The following is a 17,665-nucleotide window of genomic DNA, read 5'->3' as shown; positions in this document are numbered from 1 at the left end:
GTCCGGATGCGGTGGGAACTGCGCCGCCGGGGCCGGGCCGGGCGGCCGGCTACTTCACCGGGAGTAGTCCGCAAGCCGTCCACAGGGCCGACGCGGCCGTCGGCCGGGACGCATAGGGTGCGGGCATGAGTGGGCGTCAGGACGGTCGCGGACGGCTCGCCGACGTGGTCCTCGCGGCCGTCGTCGGTGCCCTCGGCATGGGCGTCGCCGCTTTCGACGACGGCACCACGGCACTCGACCAGGTGCTCGTCGCCCTCGCCTCGGCGGCGCTCGCCTTCCACCGCGCCGCCCCGCGCGCGGTGCTGGCCGTCGCCACCGTCCTCGGCACCGCGTACGTCGTGCACGCGCACCCGGGACCACTGTCGGCGCTGCCCGTCCTGGGCGCCGTGCACACCGCGGCCCGGGTCGGCCACCGGGGCGTCGCGGCGGCCGGCGGCGCCGTGTTCCTCGCCGGGTACGTGGCCACCGGTCCCGGCACGGAGCACGTGGCCGAGCGGGCCGGGCTGCTCGCCGGCTGGTTCCTGTGCGCCGTGGTGACCGGGCTCGCCGACCGGAACTGGCAGGCGTACCTGCGCCAGACCGAGCAGCGGGCCCTGGAGGCCGAGCGCACCAGGGAGGAGGCGGCCCTGCGCCGCGCCGGGGAGGAACGGCTGCGGATCGCCCGCGAGTTGCACGACTCGCTGACCCACAGCATCTCCATCGTCAAACTCCAGGCGGGCGTCGCCGTCCACCTCGCCCGCAAACGCGGTGAGGAAGTGCCGCCCGCGCTGCTCGCCATCCAGGAGGCCAGTGGTGAGGCCATGCGCGAGCTGCGCTCCGCGCTCCAGGTGCTGCGGGCCGACGAACCCGTCGGCACGCCCGCGCAGCTCGTCGAGCGGGCCCGCGCGGCGGGACTCGCCGTCGACCTCGCGGTCACCGGGGAGGAGCGTCCGCTGCCCGAGACCGTCGACCGGGCCGCCTACCGCATCGTGCAGGAGGCCCTCACCAACGCGGCGCGGCACGCCGGACCCGCGAAGGTGCGGGTCCGCATCGACTACGGCCCGGCGAACGAGGGGGAGCGCGTGCGCGAGCTGACCGTGGAGGTGGACGACGACGGGACCGCCGACCCGGCCCGTCCGCCGGTCCCGGGCACCGGCCTGACCGGCATGCGGGAACGCGTAGGCGCCCTCGGTGGCACCCTGCGCGCGGCCCCGCGCACCGAGGGCGGCTTCTCGGTGTACGCGCGGCTCCCGACGGGGGAGACGGCGTGAGCCGCGTCGTCCGGGTCGCGCTCGTCGACGACCAGGCGCTGATGCGGGCCGGTTTCCGGGCGCTGCTCGAGGCCGAGGACGGCATCGAGGTGGTCGGCGAGGCCGCGGACGGGGAGCAGGGGGTGGCGCTGGTGCGGGCCCAGGTGCCCGACGTGGTGCTGGTCGACGTGCAGATGCCGGTGATGTCGGGCATCGAGGCCACCCGCCGCATCGCCGCGGACCCCGGCCTCGCCGCCGTACGTGTCGTCATCCTCACCAACTACGGCCTCGACGAGTACGTCTTCGAAGCGCTGCGGGCGGGGGCCAGCGGCTTCCTCCTCAAGGACACCGAGCCCGCCGACCTGCTCCAGGCCATCGACGTCGTCGCGCACGGCGAGGCCCTGCTCTCCCCGTCCGTCACCCGGACCCTGATCGGCGAGTTCGTCGCCCGGCCCCCGGACCGGACCACCGCGCCCGGACTGGACTCCCTCACCCGCCGGGAACGCGAGGTCACCGCGCTCGCCGCGCGGGGCCTGAGCAACGAGGAGATCGCCGCCCACATGGTGATCAGCCCGCTGACCGCCAAGACGCACATCAGCCGTGCGATGACCAAGCTGTGCGCCCGCGACCGGGCCCAACTGGTCGTGTTCGCCTACCAGTCCGGCCTGGTCACGGTGCGGACAGGCTCCTAGCCGCGCCTCAGGGCACCCGCGCGGTCCACTCGGGGGAGGAGAACTTCGTGCGCGCCAGCTCCCGGGCCCGGGTCAGCTCGTCGTCCGTCACCTTGCCGCGGGTCAGCCCGTACCGGTCGCCGAAGGAGGCGACCATCCGCTCGATCACCGTCTCGCGCGCCAGGCCGGTCTGCCGGCGCAGCGGATCCACCCGCTTCTTGGCGCTCTTGGTGCCCTTGTCGGACATCTTCTCCTTGCCGATGCGCAGGACGTCGAGCATCTTCTCCGCGTCGATGTCGTACGACATGGTCACGTGGTGCAGTACGGCGCCGGGTCCGCCCCCGGGACCCACCACGCGCTTCTGGGCGGCGCCCGCGATCTTGCCCTGGTCGGTGGCGATGTCGTTCAGCGGCTGGTACCAGGCGCGGATGCCCATCTCGCCGAGTGCGCCGAGCACCCAGTCGTCGAGGTAGGCGTAGCTGTCCTGGAAGGAGAGGCCCTGCACCAGCGCCTCCGGCACGGACAGGGAGTACGTGATCGTGTTGCCGGGCTCCACGAACATCGCGCCGCCCCCGGAGACACGGCGCACCACCTCGACGCCGTGCCGGGCGGCGCCCTCGGGGTCCACCTCATTGCGCAGGGACTGGAAACTGCCGATGATCACCGCCGGGGCGGCCCACTCCCAGACCCGCAGCGTCGGCGGACGGCGGCCCGCGGCGACCTCGGCGGTCAGCACCTCGTCCAGGGCCATGTGCAGGGCGGGGGCCTCGGGGCCCTCGTGGATCAGCTGCCAGTCGTAGTCCGTCCAGTCCGTGGCGTGTGCCAGGGCGCGGCGCACGGCGATGCCGACGCCCTCCGAGGTCAGCCCGTACATGACGGTGCCCTCGTGCAGGGCCGCGTCGATCCGCGCGGCGAGTCCCGCCGCGTCCGTGTCCGCCGGGGCGCCCTCCAGCGCGCGGTTCACGGCGTCCAGCGCCTCGTCCGGCTCCAGGAAGAAGTCGCCCGCCACCCGCACGTGCCGCAGCACGCCGTCCTCGGCCTCCACGTCCACGACGACCAGCTTGCCGCCGGGGACCTTGTACTCACCGTGCACCGTTCCGCCTCCGTTCCGCATCAGGAGGCAACAGTGCGCCCGGCCGGAGTGTTCCCGCGTCCTGCCGCGACGTCCCGCGCCGCGCCGGTCCGGGGCGGTCACCCGACCCGGTCGGCCACCCGCTCGGCCGCCCGGTCGCCGACGGGCACGGTCAGCCGCACCTCGGTCCCGCCGCCGCGCGCCGGGCCCACGGCGAGGTCGGCACCGATCAGCAGGGCGCGCTCCCGCATGCCGCGGATCCCGGCCCCCTCGGCGGTGTCGCCGGAGCCGTCGAAGCCCCGGCCGTCGTCGCGCACCCGGAGCTCGACCGCGTCCCCGGCCCGTTCCAGGGTGAGCAGCACCAGGCGGGCCCCGGCGTGCCGGGCCGCGTTGGTCAGGCCTTCCTGGGCGACCCGGTAGAGGACCAGGTCGGCGTTGTCGCCGAGCGCGGGCAGGCCGGCGGCGATGTCGTGGCGCACGGTCAGCGAAGGCCCGGTGAACTCGTCCGACAGCGACCGCAGGGCGCTGCTCAGGCCCAGCTCCTCCAGGACCCCCGGGAGCAGCCGCCGGGCGATGCGGCGGATCTCGTCCAGACTGGCCCGGGTCGTCTCCTGCACCTGGGAGAGCTGCTCCCGCACCTCGTCGGGCGCCTGGTCCGCGACCCGCTTGAGGTCCAGCAGCACGGCGGCGAGGGTCTGCCCCACCTCGTCGTACAGCTCCTGGGCCACGCGGTGGCGTTCCGACTCCTGCGCGCTCAGCGTCCGGGCGGCGCTCAGCGCGCGCTCGGCCTCCAGCCGGTCGAGCATGGTGTTGAAGGTGGTGATCAGCTCGGCGATCTCGCCGTCGCCGTCGACCTCCGTACGGACCCGCGGCCGCAGCAGATCGGTCGTGGTCATGGCGCGGGCGAGCTGCCGCAGCGGCCCGAGACCGATGCGCAGCAGCACGACGTTGGCGACCAGGATCACCACCAGCCCCACGGTGAGGATGGCGGCCTCGGTGAGCAGGACGGGCGTCGAGACGGTGACCGGTCCCAGCAGCAACGCGGTCGCGGCGATCAGCACCACCGAGTTGAACAGCGAGATTCTCCAGAACAAGGGCACGGCAGCAGCGTCGGCGACGCGCGGGACGGGCGTCCATCGGTTCGCGCACCCATTTCCGGCCCGCACCGGCACGTACGGGCCGGGTGGGAGCCCGGCCTGCCGCCGCGCTCCCGGGACGTCACAGAGGCCATGGTGCTGGGCGTCCACCGCTCGGCGAGCGCCTTCGGAGCGGCCTTCCGGCGGACCACGGGTACCACTCCGGGCCGGTTCCGGGTGCGCTGAGGGCCGGCGGGTGCGGCGGCCGGTGTGGCCCGCTCGCTACAAGGGCTGCCAGGAGAGCTCGATTGCTACGGGCGCGTCGGTTCCTTAACCTGTGCGAGTGAAAACAGGTAAGCCTTGCCTAACTCCAACGGTGCGACTCGTGCCGCCGGTCCAGCTCGCCCCGGCGGCCGGATACATGCGGGTCGTCGCGAGGGGCGGAGCCGCCCTCACCACCGGGTCCGTGTACGCCATGGAGAGCCGCGTCATCGAGGACCCGGTCTCCGGCAGGCCGCTGGTCCTGCCCGTCGGACGCCACCACACGACGGCCACGGCGACCGTCGCCGGAGACAACGAAGCAAGGCCATGACCCCGAAGCTCACCGCGCTGCTGCCCGACCTCGCGCCCTGGCGCTCCTCCCGCGACTTCCGCCTCCTGTGGGTGCAGGGACTCGTCACCTACCTCGGGAGCGTGATGGCGCTGATCGCGCTCCCGCTCCAGATCAAGGAGCTGACCGGCTCCCCGCTCGCCGTCGGCGTCATGGGCGCCGTCGAACTCGTCCCCCTCGTGGTCTTCGGGCTCTACGGCGGCGCTCTAGCCGACGCCGTCGACCGGCGCAGGGTCATCGTGCTCACCGAGGCGGGCCTGGGCCTCCTGGCCGCCGTCCTGCTCGTGAACGCGCTGCTGCCCAGCCCCATGCTCTGGCCGCTGTACGTGGTCGCCGGCGGGGTGGCCGCGCTCGCCGGACTGCAACGCCCCGCACTGGACTCGCTGCTGGCCCGGATCGTGCCGCACGACCAACTGGCCGCCGCCGCGGCCCTGAACGCCCTGCGCTGGCAGGCCGGCGCCATCGCCGGACCCGCGCTGGCCGGCCTCGTCGTCGCCTACGCCGGCAACGTCCCCGCGTACACCACCACCGTGGTCTGCTTCTGCGCCTCGGTCCTGATGTGCCGCGGGCTCTCGCCGGTGCCGCCCGCCGAACACGCGGCCAAGCCGTCGCTGCGCGGCATCGTCGAGGGCGCCCGGTACGCCTGGTCGAGACCGGTGCTGCTGGGCACCTACGCGATCGACCTGGCGGCGATGCTCTTCGCCTTCCCCAACACCATCTTCCCCTTCCTCGCCGACGAACTCGACGCCGACTGGGCGCTGGGCCTGATGTACTCGGCCGGTGCCGTCGGCTCGCTGCTGGTCAGCCTGACCAGCGGCTGGGTGTCCAGAACCCGGCGGCACGGCCTGCTGGTCGTGTTCGGTGCCACGGGCTGGGGACTGGCCGTCGCGGCGGCCGGCTGGACCGCGAACGTCTGGCTGGTGCTGGCCTGCCTCGCGCTGGCCGGAGCCGGGGACATGCTCAGCGGCCTGGGCCGCTCCACCATCTGGAACCAGACCATCCCCGACCGGCTGCGCGGCCGGCTCGCCGGCATCGAGGTCCTCTCCTACAGCATCGGCCCGCAGCTCGGCCAGGTCCGCGCCGGTGCGATGGCCGGCTGGACCGGCGCCCGCCCGGCGATCTGGACCGGCGGAGTGGCCTGTGTCGCGGCCGTGGGCCTGCTCACCGCCGCGCTGCCGGGGCTCGTCGGCTACGACGCCCGCACCGACGAGGACGCCCTGCGCCGCGCCCGGGAGGGCAACGGGCCGCGCGCCGAGGAGCCGACCCCGACGTGAGAACGACGGACCGCCCCGTCACGGACGTGCCGTGACGGGGCGGCCCACGCGGTCCACGCGGTCATCGCTCGGTCATCTCGAGGTCAGTTCCCATTCGCGTGCCGGAGACCACAGGCCGCCCCCGCCGCCGCCGTCACCGGCCGTCCCACCGCCGGCGTGCCAGAGCGCGCCCGGGCGGTGCGGATGCCGCTCCGTCGTCGGCCGGAAGCCGACCGTGTAGGCGCGGGTGAACGCGCCGTTGGCCGACGTCACCGTGAGGGTGCGGGCCGTGAACCCGCGCAGGGACGACGAGACCGTGGAGCTGCCGGACGTCACCTTCACCCGTGCCCCCGAAGCGGCCGTCACGGCACCGACGGCCGGGATCCGCCGGTGCTTCGGCCAGTCCACGACGTACGTGGACACCTCCGGGTCGAACCCGTCGAGCGCGACACCCCCCACGGTGACCGCGGAGGCGTCGGCGACGCTCGCCTTCGTGGCGTCGGGGGAGCCGGTCACCGTGACCGACCTGTCGGCGTTCACGACCACGTCCGCCGCCATCGCCGCCGCGAGGTTGATCCGCTGCCAGCTCGGTCCGCCGGACGCGGTGAGGTCGAGCGGGTACCCGGAGTCCGTGGCGGTCTGCTCCAGAACCTGGGTGCGCTGCTCGGCGGTGAGGTCCGGGAACGCCGTGATCAGCAGCGCCGCCGCGTCCGACGGCGCGTCGAGGGCCTGCCCGGCCTTGCCGGTCCGGGAGAACCCGTAGGTCAGGCGCCGGGTGTACTGATCGATCTGCTGGTCCGTGCTCAACCCGGCGTAGGGGTCGCCCGCGCAGTCCGTCAGGGTGGCGCCGTAGCCCTTCTCCTCGCACCGCGCGAGCAGCACGTTCCGGATCTCGGTGTGCGCCTGCGTCAGCAGCTTCTCGAAACCGGGGTCCGCCCAGCGGTGCGCCACCGTGGCCTGCGCGGTGACGCGGCCGCCCATGACGTCCAGCGGGTAGTGGAACCCGAGGACGACCCGGTTGTCCCCGTACTCCGAGGTGCGCGCGAGGATCGACGGCGCCAGCTCCGGCAGCAGCGTGGCGAGGATCGTCCCGGCCTCGTAGCCGCCGTAGGTGTGGCCGCTCGGGTACGAGCCCTGCCCCGCGAGGCCGCTGTACGAGCTGTCCGGCGACTCGTAGATCGCGCCGCCGTCCCCGGCGAAGCCGAGCCGCACGTACGGGCGCAGGTACTGGTAGTGGTTCTTCGCCGCGTCGTGCGTGTCGAGGTTCTCGGTGACGCGGGAGAACAGCGCGCCGGTCTTGGGCAGCCGGCCCTCCTTCAGCGCTTCGGTGTACAGCGGGCCGAGCCGGGAGCCGAGGCCGTCGGCCATCGTGACGGTGGCGCTGTTCGAGGCGTCGACCTCGGCCCGGTCGACCTGTGCCCGCGTCGCCGCGTTGTTGATGCCCACGGTGATCGTGTCGTTCTCCGCGGTGGGCGAAGTGCCCTCGGTCAGCTTCTCGTTGGCGCCGAGGGTGGCGGGGCCGAGGTCCTCGAAGCCGCTGAGGAGCCCGGTGAAGTAGTCGCTTCCGTCGTCGGTCGCGGGCCACGAGTCCGACGCGTAGGAGGCGTCCAGCACCTCGTCCGGGAAGGGGGACGGCTCGTAGCCCGCCGGGTCGGAGGCGGTGGCGGTGGTGGTGGCGGTTGTGCGCGTGACCGTCGTGGCGGGGGCGTCGGAGGCACCCGCCAAGGTCACCGCGGTCACGGTGGCGGAGTGGGCCTTGGCCCTGTCCGCGGTCGTGAGCAGTGCGGTGTCCGTGGTGCCGGGCACGTGCGCGGTCGTTCCGTCGTCGAGGGTCACCGTGTAGCCGACGACCGGGAAGCCGCCGTCGCCCGCGGGCCGCCAGCTCACCCGGACCCGCTTGCCGTCGGTGACCACGCCCGTGACGACCGGCGTCTGGGGCCGGTTGTCGCCCGTGACGGCGGGTTGCGTCGAAGCGCTCCAGGGGGAGTCGCCGAGGGCGTTCACCGCGCGGACCCGCGCCGGGTACGACGTGCCGTCCTTCAGCCGGGTGAACACCGTGCTCCGGCTGTCCGGATCGGAGATCTCGACCTGGTGACCGTCGTCGAGCGTGATCTCGTAGCCGGTGACCGGTGAACCGCCGTCGTCCTCGGGCGCGGACCAGGTGACCTTCACGCTGGTGCCGGACGCGGTCGCCGACACCGCGCCGGGGGCGGCCGGCACCGTCCTGCGCTTCGTGGTGAGCGCCGACACGGCGTCGTCGAGGCCGTCGTACCGCGCCGTGAGCGTCCGGTCCGTGGCCGCGTCGTCCGCCACGGCCTTCCTCGCCGCGGTGAGCGCGGTGGTGAACGCCGTCCACGAGGCGTCCGTGTAGCGCTCGTCGCGGAGGGCGGACGCGGTGGCGACCAGGTTCTCCAGCTTCAGTCTCGGGAGCGGGACCAGCTGGTTCGCGGCCAGGGTCAGGCTCCGGGTCCGCAGGTCGGCATCGAGCTGTGTCGCGTCCTTCGCGCCGAGGAGGGCGCGGGCGGCGGCGAGTTCGCGCCGGAACACGCCGAAGTCGACGGTGCCGTACCGGTCGGCGTCCTCGGCCAGACCCTCGTACTGGCCGACGGCCTTGTGCAGGGCGGACAGGTCCGTCTCCGCGGGCGGCTCGACGTGGCCGAAGGTGACCCGGCCGAGGTTGGCGACGTACGGGTGCGCGGAGTCCGCGTGCGTGGTCAGCCGCAGGTGCACCGCGTGTGTGCCGGTGATCGCCTCCGGCAGGGTCACGCTGGTCGTCCCGCCCGACGACCACGAACCGCCGGTGACCGGCAGCGGAACGGTCGCGTACGGCGTGCCGGGGGTGTCCGGGTCGAAGGCGCCCAGGTAGAGCTGGACGGCGGAACCGGTGCCGCAGCGGGTGGAGTTGTTGACGTAGGTGAGCGTGACGGTGTTCTTGGGGGAGTCGCCGAAGTCGACGTCCCCGTAGTCGAGCCAGGCGCCGTCGTAGGTGCCGCCGAGGCTGGTGGCGGAACCCGCGTCGCTCCAGGTGGCCGGCTCGCTCTTGAGCCCGCCCCCGCTGCTGCCCTCGAATGCCGTGGCGTCGAACACCACCGGGGCGTCCGACTGCCGCGTCAGGGTCAGCGAGTGGACGTTGGCGACGTAGGGCTGTGCGTCGGTCTGGGTGCTGGAGACGAAGACGGCGTACACCGTCTGCGCACCCTCGAAGACACGGGGGTCGAGCGGCACGGTTGTCTCGGCGACGGTCCCCCAGCCCGAACCGGTGTACTCCAGGGGGATGTCGACGCTCGTCGGACCGTCCTTCGAATCGAGGCGCAGTTCGATGTGCGAGTCCGACGCCGCACGCGAGCGGGGCTTGTCGTAGCGGACGGTGACGGCGTCCGCGCCGTCACCGAGGTCGGTGCTCCGCCACTCGGCCCAGGCACCGTTCGTCACGTTCTCGAAGACGCCGCCCGAGAGCTTCAGCGGCAGCGAACCGTCGCCGGTGGCCGAGGCGTTGGCCGTGGTCAGCTGGGCCAGTGTCGTCTTCGAGCCGGACGGGGAGACGTCTTCGGGCGAGAACCGGTACCAGTCGAAGTTGGACACCCACTGCCGCCCCGACGGCGCGTGGAACACGAACGTCGCGGCCGACGCGTCCAGCAGGGCCTGCGGGTCGGTGACGGCCGCCTCGACGGTGGTGTAGTACTGCCAGCCGCCGGTGCCGGGCAGGGAGACGGTGGCGACGACGGGGCCGTCGGCGTCTCCGGCACGGATGTCCACGCTGCTCGGTTCCGCCGTGGGGGCCTGCGCGTTGGCGTAGCGCACGGAGACGCTCCGCGGGGCGACCCCGCCGAAGTCCAGGCCCGTGTACTGCTCCCAGGCGCCCTCGGTGACGCCGCCGAGGTCGCCGTCCGAGTAGTACGCCTCCTTGACGAGGCTGGGGCCCTCCATCCGGTCGGGGTCCTCGGCCTGGAGGACGGCGTATCCGCCCTCGTCCAGGGTGAGCGCGTCGATCGCGGACCGCAGGGCGTCGTGCGCGGCCATGAGCGTGCCGGTCGGCGAGGCGCGGTCCGCGAGGACGGTCCCCGCACGTTCCAGCGCCGCCCGGAAGAGGCCGTAGGAGCCGTCGGAGTAGTTGCCCTCGCGCACCAGGGACGCGTCGTCGACGAGGGCGTCGAGGCCCGCCCGGTGCACCGCCGCGGCCGAGACGACCAGCGGGTCGGTCACGGACACGCCGGCGCCGGTCACCGTCGAGGCCGGAATGCCGTGCGGGAAGGCCCGGTCGCGGAAGACGAGGCCGACCCGCGCGTCGGTCCTCGTGGTGCCGGTGAGCTTCAGCGACGCCGTGCGCCTGCCCGTGACGCGGAGATCGGCCTCGACCCCGTCGGGCAGGCCGGTGACGCTCGCCGCGCCGGTCCCGGTGAGGCTGGTCCCCTTCTGCGCGGCGAACGACGCCGTGCCCGACAGGCGGAGCCCGACGCGGGTGTCGAGGGTGCCGTCGGCGTCGGTGCCGACGGTCTGCGGACGGGCGGAGACGACCGTCGTGCCCCGGCCCGGCCCGGTGCCGTCGTCACCGTCGCCCGGGTCGGTGCTCAGCGAGTACGCGGGCTCGGTGCGGGCGCCCCAGGACGACGGCTCGGAGCCCATGTCGAACTTCAGGGTGCCGCCGGCGACGATCTGCGCGTAGTCGAGCCACGTGTTGGTGAACCGCTTGCCGTTGAACGTGGCGCGCTGCACGTAGTAGTCGCTCGGCGAGACCCCGTCGGCCTCGACGGTGAACTCGGCGCCGTTGGCGTAACGGATCGTCGTGGAGTCGAAGAACGGGCTGCCGATCTGGAACTGGCTGGAGCCCGCCGTCACCGGGAACAGGCCGAGGGCGGCCGCGACGAACATCGTCGACATGGTGCCCGCGTCGTTGTCCATGGTGGGCAGGAAGCCGTCCGGGGCGAGTTCGTACGCCTTCGTCCTGACCGGCGGCCTGAACTCGCCGCCGGAGCTGGGTGCCTCACCGGTGGAGCCGGTGGCGATGTACCGGTTCCAGGTCTCGCCCGTGTAGATGGCCCGCACCCACTTCTGCGTCAGGCTGGGCTCACCGACGTAGTTGAAGAGGTAGGGGGCCTGGAGGTCGATCTCGTTGGCGTTGGAGTGCAGCATCGTCGAGCCGTCGTCGGCGTCGGAGTCCTCGCCGAACATGTGCCGGATCGCGGCCCGGCCGGCCTTCTCGCCGCCCATGGCCTCGACGAGGCCGGCCATGTCGTACGCGTCGTACCAGTGGTACTGCCAGAGCGTGCCCTGGTAGAGCCTCGCCTCCTCGAACTTCTCGTAGTCGACGCCCTGCCAGTCGCCCTCGCCGTCGCGCGGGGTGAGCAGACCCACCTCGGTGCCGTCGTCCGCCGTCCAGGCGCCGGGCTTGACCAGGTGGTCGATCGCCATCGTCGCCTGCTCGCGCAGCTTCTTCGCGTCCGCGTCCTCGCCGAGCGCGTCCGCGACGACGGACAGCGCCCACTGGTCGTAGCCGCGCTGCACCGTCGTACCGGGGTCACCGGCGATGTAGCCCTGCCGCAGCTGCGTCCCGGTGTAGTACCCGGTGTACGACTTCAGCGCCGGGTAGGCCTCGTCGAGCCGGTCGAAGTCCTTGAACCCCTTCGACAGCGCGTCGGCGATCACCACCGCCGAGCGTTCCCAGCGCACCGTCGGTACCGAGTGGGTGAGGCTGCCGAGGCTCTTGCCCGAGGCGTGCGCGTCGGCGAAGAGGACGATCGCGGACTGCACCATGTCCCGGTAGGCCGCCGGGTCGATGTACGCCTCGACGGAGTACTTGCGGAAGTCGTCCCAGGTGGACCAGCCGTCGTAGTACGTGAAGCCGTTCGCCTTGTGCACCGCCCCGTCGACGCCGCGGTAGGTGCCGCTGGTGCTGGTCGCGTTCACGGGCAGTGCGTACATGCGGTACAGGTGCGTGTAGAACTGCTTGGTGAGCGTCGAGTCCGGGTCGGCCTTCTTCGAGGCCTTCACCGCGACGGCGCCGAGCGTGCTGTTCCAGTCCGCCTTCGTCCCGGCGCGCACCTCCTCGAAGCCGCGGCCCGCCACCTCGTGGTGCTGGTCGGTCGCGGCCTGTTCGGCGCTGATCGGCGACAGGGTGACGCGCAGCTCGATGGCGTCGCCGTCGGCCTCGTCGAAGCCGAGCACGGCGCCCGTGTCGGTGCCGTCCTGCGCGGTCGCGTCGCTCAGCGTGCCGTCGTCGCCCCAACTGCGCAGCGAGGTCACGGGGACGTTCGTGGTGGCGTAGTAGTACAGGCGGTACGAGGCGCCGTTGAAGGACCCCGCGACGAGTCCGCTGATCGCGGTCGTCCCGTCCTTCAGCTTCGTCGCGTCGAGCGTCGCGCGGGTGCGGCTGGTGAAGTTGTTCGCCAGGTCGAGGACGAGCTGGGGCCGCGATCCTGAGGGGAAGCGGTACCGCTCGAGCGCGGTGCGGGTCGTCGCGGTCATCTCGGCGTCGATGGTCCCGGCGGGGGACCCGAGGCCCACCCGGTAGGAGCCGGGCGACGCCGACTCGTCGTCGTGACGGTAGGGGTGCGCGTAGCTGCTCGTGGCCGGGCGGCTGTCGTAGCGCTCCGACGTCGGGACGACCAGCAGGTCGCCGCCGCCGCCCGAACCGCCCACGCCGTCCAGGTTGGTGGCGGTGAACCCGGCGATGTGGTCCTCGTCGTAGTCGTACCCGGAGTGGTTGCGGCCCGGGGTGGTCATCGGGTTGACCTTGGCGAGTCCGTGCGGGGCCTGGGCGCCGGGGAGGTCGTTGCCGTCGTCGCCGGCGGTGGACACGAACGGGTCGACGAGCTGCGTGTAGTCGGTGCCGCGGGACGTGCCCTCGGCGGTGGACGCGGTCGGGCCGGGCGCGGCGACGGCGGTGCCGCCGCCGGTCAGCGCGGCGAGGCCGAGCGCCCCGGCGAGCACCGCGGCGACCGTGGACCGCAGGGCCCGGCGTCCGGTCGGCCGTGTCGCCTGCCGTATCGGCGGTCTCTTGGATCTGTCGGGCATGACGAGCACGGACCCCTCCAGTCGGACAACGTTGTCAAGCGGCAATCGAAGCAAGCGCTCCGAGGTGAACGCCTCCGCCATCACATAGGGAGAAGTCATACAACGGGGAAACGGAGTTCGTACAGAGGTTCACCCGGCCGGGAGCGGTGGGACCGCCGGCCGACGGCGCCGTTGCGCGCGCGGGGACCCGGCGCGGACGGCGCGTTGTCCAGGGCGCGAGCCGCTCGCGGCTACAACCCTTTCGTCACTCCGCGCGCCCTGCCGGGGGGCGACGCCCGGGGAAATGATGTGCGGACCGCATGTGAGCCAGGCGAATCCGCACCTCTGCCCGCCTTCCGGGGCAGGTGGAGTGTGCCGGGGAAGGACTCCACCTTGCTGCTTCTCATCTCTCCGGACGGTGTCGAGGAGGCCCTCGACTGCGCGAAGGCGGCCGAGCACCTGGACATCGTCGACGTGAAGAAGCCCGACGAGGGCTCGCTCGGGGCCAACTACCCGTGGATCATCAGGGAGATCAGGGCGGCGGTCCCGGCCGGCAAGCCGGTCTCCGCCACGGTGGGGGACGTGCCGTACAAGCCCGGCACGGTGGCCCAGGCGGCGCTCGGCGCGGCCGTGTCCGGAGCCACGTACATCAAGGTCGGTCTCTACGGGTGCGCGACACCCCAACAGGCCGTCGAGGTCATGCGCGGGGTCGTCCGGGCGGTCAAGGAGCACCGGGCGGACGCCTTCGTCGTCGCGTCGGGATACGCCGACGCCCACCGCATCGGCTGTGTCAACCCGCTCGCGCTGCCCGACATCGCGCTCCGTTCGGGCTCCGACGCCGCCATGCTCGACACCGCGATCAAGGACGGGACGCGGCTGTTCGACCACGTGCCGCCCGACGTGTGCGCCGAGTTCGTGCGCCGTGCCCACGACGCCGGCCTCCTCGCCGCGCTCGCGGGCAGCGTCAAAAGCGGCGACCTGGGTGAACTGGCCCGCATAGGGACGGACATCGTCGGCGTGCGCGGAGCGGTCTGCGAGGGAGGGGACCGCGACACGGGCCGGATCCGGCCGCACCTGGTGGCGGCCTTCCGGGCGGAGATGGACCGGCACGTCCGGGAACACGCGGCCGTCGCACCGCAGGGCTGACCGTGTCCCTGGCGACCGGACGTCCCGCGCACCCTCCCGCCGACCGGGGCGGGTCCTTCACCGTCGTCGATCCGGCCACCGGCGAGGCCTTCGCCGAGGCTCCCGACCGGCGGCCGGAGGAACTGGACGCGATCGTCGACCGCGCCCACGCGGCCTGGCGCGGCTGGCGGGCCGACCCGGCCGTCCGCAGGAGCGCGCTGCGCGCGGCGGCGGACGCCGTCGACGGGGCCGCCGCCGCTCTCGCCCCGCTCCTCACCCGCGAACAGGGCAAGCCGCTGACCGAGTCGCACGCGGAGGTGGCCCGCACGGCCGCCCGGCTGCGCTACTTCGCCGAGCTGGACATCGGGACGCAGCCGGTCGCGGACGACCGTCCCGTGCACAGCCGGCTGCGGTGGCGGTCGCTCGGGCCCGTCGCCGCGATCGTCCCGTGGAACTTCCCGCTGCAACTGGCGTCGGCGAAGTTCGCCCCGGCGCTCGCGGCGGGCAACACGGTGGTGCTCAAACCGTCGCCGTTCACGCCCCTCGCCACACGGATGCTGGGGTCCGTCCTCGCCGGCGCCCTGCCCGAGGGCGTCCTGACGATCGTCACCGGGAGGGAGCCTCTCGGCGCCCGACTCGCGTCGCACCCGGGCATCCGTTATGTCACCTTCACCGGGTCGGCGGCCACCGGACGGGCCGTCGCCGCGGGCGCGGCGGCCTCGCTCGCGCGGGTCACCCTGGAACTGGGCGGCAACGACGCCGCCGTCCTGCTCGACGACGTCGACGTGGAGGAGGTCGCGGACCGGCTGTTCTGGGCGGCGTTCCGCAACTGCGGCCAGGTCTGCATGGCCGTCAAGCGCGTCTACGCCCCCTCCCGGCTCCACGGCCGGGTGGTGGAGGCGCTCGCACACCGGGCGAGGACGACCGCCGTCGGATCCGGGCTCGACCCGCTCTCGCGGATCGGGCCGGTCAACAACGCCCCGCAACTCGCCCGCGTCGAGCGCCGCACGGCCCGGGCCCTGGCGGACGGCGCCCGGGCCGCCGCCGGTGGACACCGCCTGGACCGGCCGGGGTACTTCTTCGCCCCGACGATCCTCACCGACGTGCCGGCCGGCACCCCGGTGGTGACCGAGGAGCAGTTCGGCCCGGTCCTGCCGGTCCTGCCGTACGACCGTCTCGACGAGGCCGTACGGGCGGCCAACGACACCGGCTTCGGACTGGGCGGCTCGGTGTGGGGGACCGACCTCGACCGGGCCGCGGCCGTCGCCGACCGCCTGGAGTGCGGGACGGCGTGGATCAACCACCACGCCGAACTCTCCCTCGCCCAGCCCTTCGCGGGCGCCAAGGACAGCGGGGTCGGCGTCGCGGGCGGACCGTGGGGGCTCTACGGAAACCTCCGGCCGTTCGTCGTGCACCGCCCGGAGGAGGCGTGAAGTCCGGAGGGGGCGTGAAGTCCGGTGGAGGCGTGACGTGAGGTTCGGCGCGGCGGTACTGCGTGCGTACGGGAGTCCGTTCACCCTCGAGGAGGTGGTGCTGGCGGAGGGGCCGGCCGAGGGGGAGGTCCTGGTCCGGATCGCGGGCTGCGGGATGTGCCGGACCGACCTCGCGGTGCGGCGGTCGGCGGGCCGCTCCGCCCTGCCGGCAGTCCTCGGCCACGAGGGCGCCGGAGTGGTGGTGGAGACGGGAGGCACGGGCACCGGTCCGGGCGTCGGCGACCACGTGGTGCTGAGCTTCGACTCCTGCGGGCACTGCCTCAACTGCAAGGCCGCGGCCCCCGCCTACTGCGATTCGTTCGCCGCACTGAACCTGTTCGGGGGGCGCCGGGAGCGCGCCGCACGGTTCACCGACGCGACCGGGACCGCCCTGGCCCCCCGCTGGTTCGGGCAGTCATCGTTCGCCGAGTACGCGCTGGTTCCGGCCCGCAACGCCGTCCGGGTCGATCCCTCACTGCCCCTGGAACTGCTCGGACCGCTCGGCTGCGGCTTCCTCACCGGCGCCGGCGCGGTCTTCAACTCCTTCGGCGTCGGCCCCGGTGACACCCTCGCCGTCTTCGGCGCGGGCGCGGTGGGCCTGGCCGCGGTGATGGCCGCCCACGCCGCCGGGGCGGTGACCGTGGCCGTGGACCGGCATCCCGGGCGGCTGGCCCTCGCCGAGCGGTTCCACGCCCTGCCGGTCCCCGCCGCGCCGACCGGCCTGTCCGACCACATCCGGCGGCTGACCGGCGGGGGAGTGACGTACGCGCTGGACACCACGGGGTCCGCCGGGCTGATCAACGACGCGCTCCGGTCGCTGCGTCCGACCGGCCGCCTCGGCCTCGTGGCACGGCTGCACGACACGCTGCCGCTCGAGACGGGGACACTGGACCGCGGGCGCACCATCTCCCACATCTGCGAAGGCGACGCCGTCCCCGGGCTGCTGATCCCCCGGCTCACCGCGCTCTGGCGGTCCGGGCTGTTCCCCTTCGACCAGCTGATCCGCACCTACCCGCTCGCCGACATCAACGAGGCCGAGCACGACTGCGACACCGGCCGCGTCGTCAAACCGGTCCTGGTCCCGGACGGCCGGCCGCACTGAACGCGCCGCTCGCCGCCACCCGCCCCCGGCCGACGCCTCGGACGGGCGCCGGCCCCACGCGAACCCACCAGGGAGAGAAGCATGGCCGACACGGCACCGCTCAGCACCAGCAGGGACGGCGTGGAGGGAGGAGTGGGGCTGACCGCGCTCCTGGTCGCCGCGGCGCGGGCGATCGAGACCCACCGCCCGGACAGCCTCGCCCAGGACGTCTACGCGGAGCACTTCGTGCGGGGCGCCCAGGCGTCCGCGCACTGGCCGGTCCGGCTGGAGCAGGCTCCGGGCGGGGACACGAGCCCGCTGTGGGGACGCTTCGCCCGCTACTTCGGTCTGCGCACCCGGGTGCTCGACGACTTCCTGCTCCGGGCGGTCCGGGCCGCGGGCATCCGTCAGGCGGTGCTGCTCGGAGCGGGGCTGGACGCGCGGGCGTTCCGGCTCGACTGGCCCTCCGACTGCGTGATCTTCGAGATCGACCGGGACGGAGTCCTCGCGTACAAGCACCAGGTCCTCGACGCCCTGTCGGCCGAACCCGGGGCGGCGCGCGTGCCGATCGGGGTCGACCTGCGCGCCGACTGGGCCGGCGCGCTGACGGCCGCCGGCTTCGACCCCGCGATCCCCACCGTGTGGCTGGTCGAAGGTCTGCTGTTCTACCTGCCCCACGCCGCCGAGACCGCGCTCATCGACACGGTCGACCGGCTGAGTGCGCCCGGCAGCGCCCTGGCGTACGAGGTCAAGCTCGAGAAGGACCTCACGGCGTACCGCGACAGCCCGCTCTACACGTCCACGCGCCGGCAACTCGGCATCGACCTGCTCGGCCTGTTCAGCCTGGAGCCGCGGCCCGACTCCGCGGCCCGTCTGACGGGCAGGGGCTGGACCGCGTCGGTCCACACCCCCTTCGACTTCACCCACCGGCACGGACGCGGCCCGCTGCCCGAGGAGAACGACGCCCTGGCGGGCAACCGCTGGGTGTTCGCGGACAGGACGAGGCAGGCGTGAGCGGCCCGGCCCGTTTCATGCACGGAACCACTGTTTCCCCCCGTTCGTGTGTGAAGGGCCGTTGTTTCCCGG

General features: G+C 73.6%; 11 protein-coding genes. 8 read left to right on the top strand and 3 right to left on the bottom strand.

Going from position 1 to position 17,665, the window contains the following annotated elements; all coding sequences use genetic code 11:
- Positions 1-125 precede the first annotated feature (125 nt).
- Entirely contained in the window at positions 126-1,250 is a 1,125-nt protein-coding gene (locus OHA99_RS05445; RefSeq protein ID WP_282881228.1) for a sensor histidine kinase, read from the top strand.
- Positions 1,247-1,921, top strand: coding sequence for a response regulator transcription factor (locus OHA99_RS05440; protein ID WP_153177113.1), 675 nt, complete (start codon positions 1,247-1,249; stop codon positions 1,919-1,921). Before OHA99_RS05445 ends, OHA99_RS05440 begins: the two co-directional genes overlap by 4 nt.
- A gap of 7 nt (positions 1,922-1,928) precedes the next feature.
- On the opposite strand, the gene OHA99_RS05435 is transcribed toward OHA99_RS05440, so the two are convergent.
- Entirely contained in the window at positions 1,929-2,993 is a 1,065-nt protein-coding gene (locus OHA99_RS05435; RefSeq protein WP_153177112.1) for a biotin/lipoate A/B protein ligase family protein, read from the bottom strand.
- Between the two features lie 98 nt (positions 2,994-3,091).
- Positions 3,092-4,072 (bottom strand): sensor histidine kinase, encoded by a 981-nt coding sequence (locus OHA99_RS05430; RefSeq protein ID WP_164382044.1) that lies wholly within the window; start codon positions 4,070-4,072, stop codon positions 3,092-3,094.
- 352 nt (positions 4,073-4,424) lie between these two features.
- Between OHA99_RS05430 and OHA99_RS05425 the strand changes: the two genes are divergently transcribed.
- Positions 4,425-4,640: a hypothetical protein gene (locus tag OHA99_RS05425; RefSeq protein ID WP_381498884.1), complete on the top strand. Its 216-nt coding sequence runs from the start codon at positions 4,425-4,427 to the stop codon at positions 4,638-4,640.
- Positions 4,637-5,932 (top strand): MFS transporter, encoded by a 1,296-nt coding sequence (locus OHA99_RS05420; RefSeq protein ID WP_405694449.1) that lies wholly within the window; start codon positions 4,637-4,639, stop codon positions 5,930-5,932. Before OHA99_RS05425 ends, OHA99_RS05420 begins: the two co-directional genes overlap by 4 nt.
- Positions 5,933-6,004: 72 nt before the next feature.
- Here the strand turns inward: OHA99_RS05420 and OHA99_RS05415 are convergent, their stop codons facing one another.
- Entirely contained in the window at positions 6,005-12,922 is a 6,918-nt protein-coding gene (locus tag OHA99_RS05415) for a glycoside hydrolase domain-containing protein (RefSeq protein ID WP_405694447.1), read from the bottom strand.
- 372 nt (positions 12,923-13,294) lie between these two features.
- Between OHA99_RS05415 and OHA99_RS05410 the strand changes: the two genes are divergently transcribed.
- From OHA99_RS05410 to OHA99_RS05395, 4 genes are all read left to right on the top strand, one after another.
- Positions 13,295-14,047: a (5-formylfuran-3-yl)methyl phosphate synthase gene (locus tag OHA99_RS05410; RefSeq protein ID WP_153177109.1), complete on the top strand. Its 753-nt coding sequence runs from the start codon at positions 13,295-13,297 to the stop codon at positions 14,045-14,047.
- 2 nt (positions 14,048-14,049) lie between these two features.
- Entirely contained in the window at positions 14,050-15,459 is a 1,410-nt protein-coding gene (locus tag OHA99_RS05405; RefSeq protein ID WP_405694444.1) for an aldehyde dehydrogenase family protein, read from the top strand.
- Positions 15,460-15,496: 37 nt separating this feature from the next.
- Positions 15,497-16,600: an alcohol dehydrogenase catalytic domain-containing protein gene (locus OHA99_RS05400; protein WP_405694441.1), complete on the top strand. Its 1,104-nt coding sequence runs from the start codon at positions 15,497-15,499 to the stop codon at positions 16,598-16,600.
- Between the two features lie 81 nt (positions 16,601-16,681).
- Complete coding sequence (locus OHA99_RS05395; RefSeq protein WP_366471305.1) at positions 16,682-17,593, top strand: class I SAM-dependent methyltransferase; 912 nt, start codon at positions 16,682-16,684, stop codon at positions 17,591-17,593.
- Positions 17,594-17,665: the final 72 nt, after the last annotated feature.

It is taken from the genome of Streptomyces coelicoflavus (assembly GCF_045041415.1).
In the GTDB taxonomy this organism is placed as follows: domain Bacteria; phylum Actinomycetota; class Actinomycetes; order Streptomycetales; family Streptomycetaceae; genus Streptomyces; species Streptomyces coelicoflavus.
The sequence above is the reverse complement of the archived record's forward strand: the minus strand, read 5'-3'. Positions and strand labels throughout refer to the sequence as shown.

Bases quoted from the DNA above. Each gene is read 5' to 3' on its own strand.
- OHA99_RS05445 (WP_282881228.1), top strand. From the start codon at position 126: ATGAGTGGGCGTCAGGACGGTCGCGGACGGCTCGCCGACGTGGTCCTC.
- OHA99_RS05420 (WP_405694449.1), top strand. From the start codon at position 4,637: ATGACCCCGAAGCTCACCGCGCTGCTGCCCGACCTCGCGCCCTGGCGC.
- OHA99_RS05415 (WP_405694447.1), bottom strand. From the start codon at position 12,922: ATGCCCGACAGATCCAAGAGACCGCCGATACGGCAGGCGACACGGCCG.
- OHA99_RS05395 (WP_366471305.1), top strand. From the start codon at position 16,682: ATGGCCGACACGGCACCGCTCAGCACCAGCAGGGACGGCGTGGAGGGA.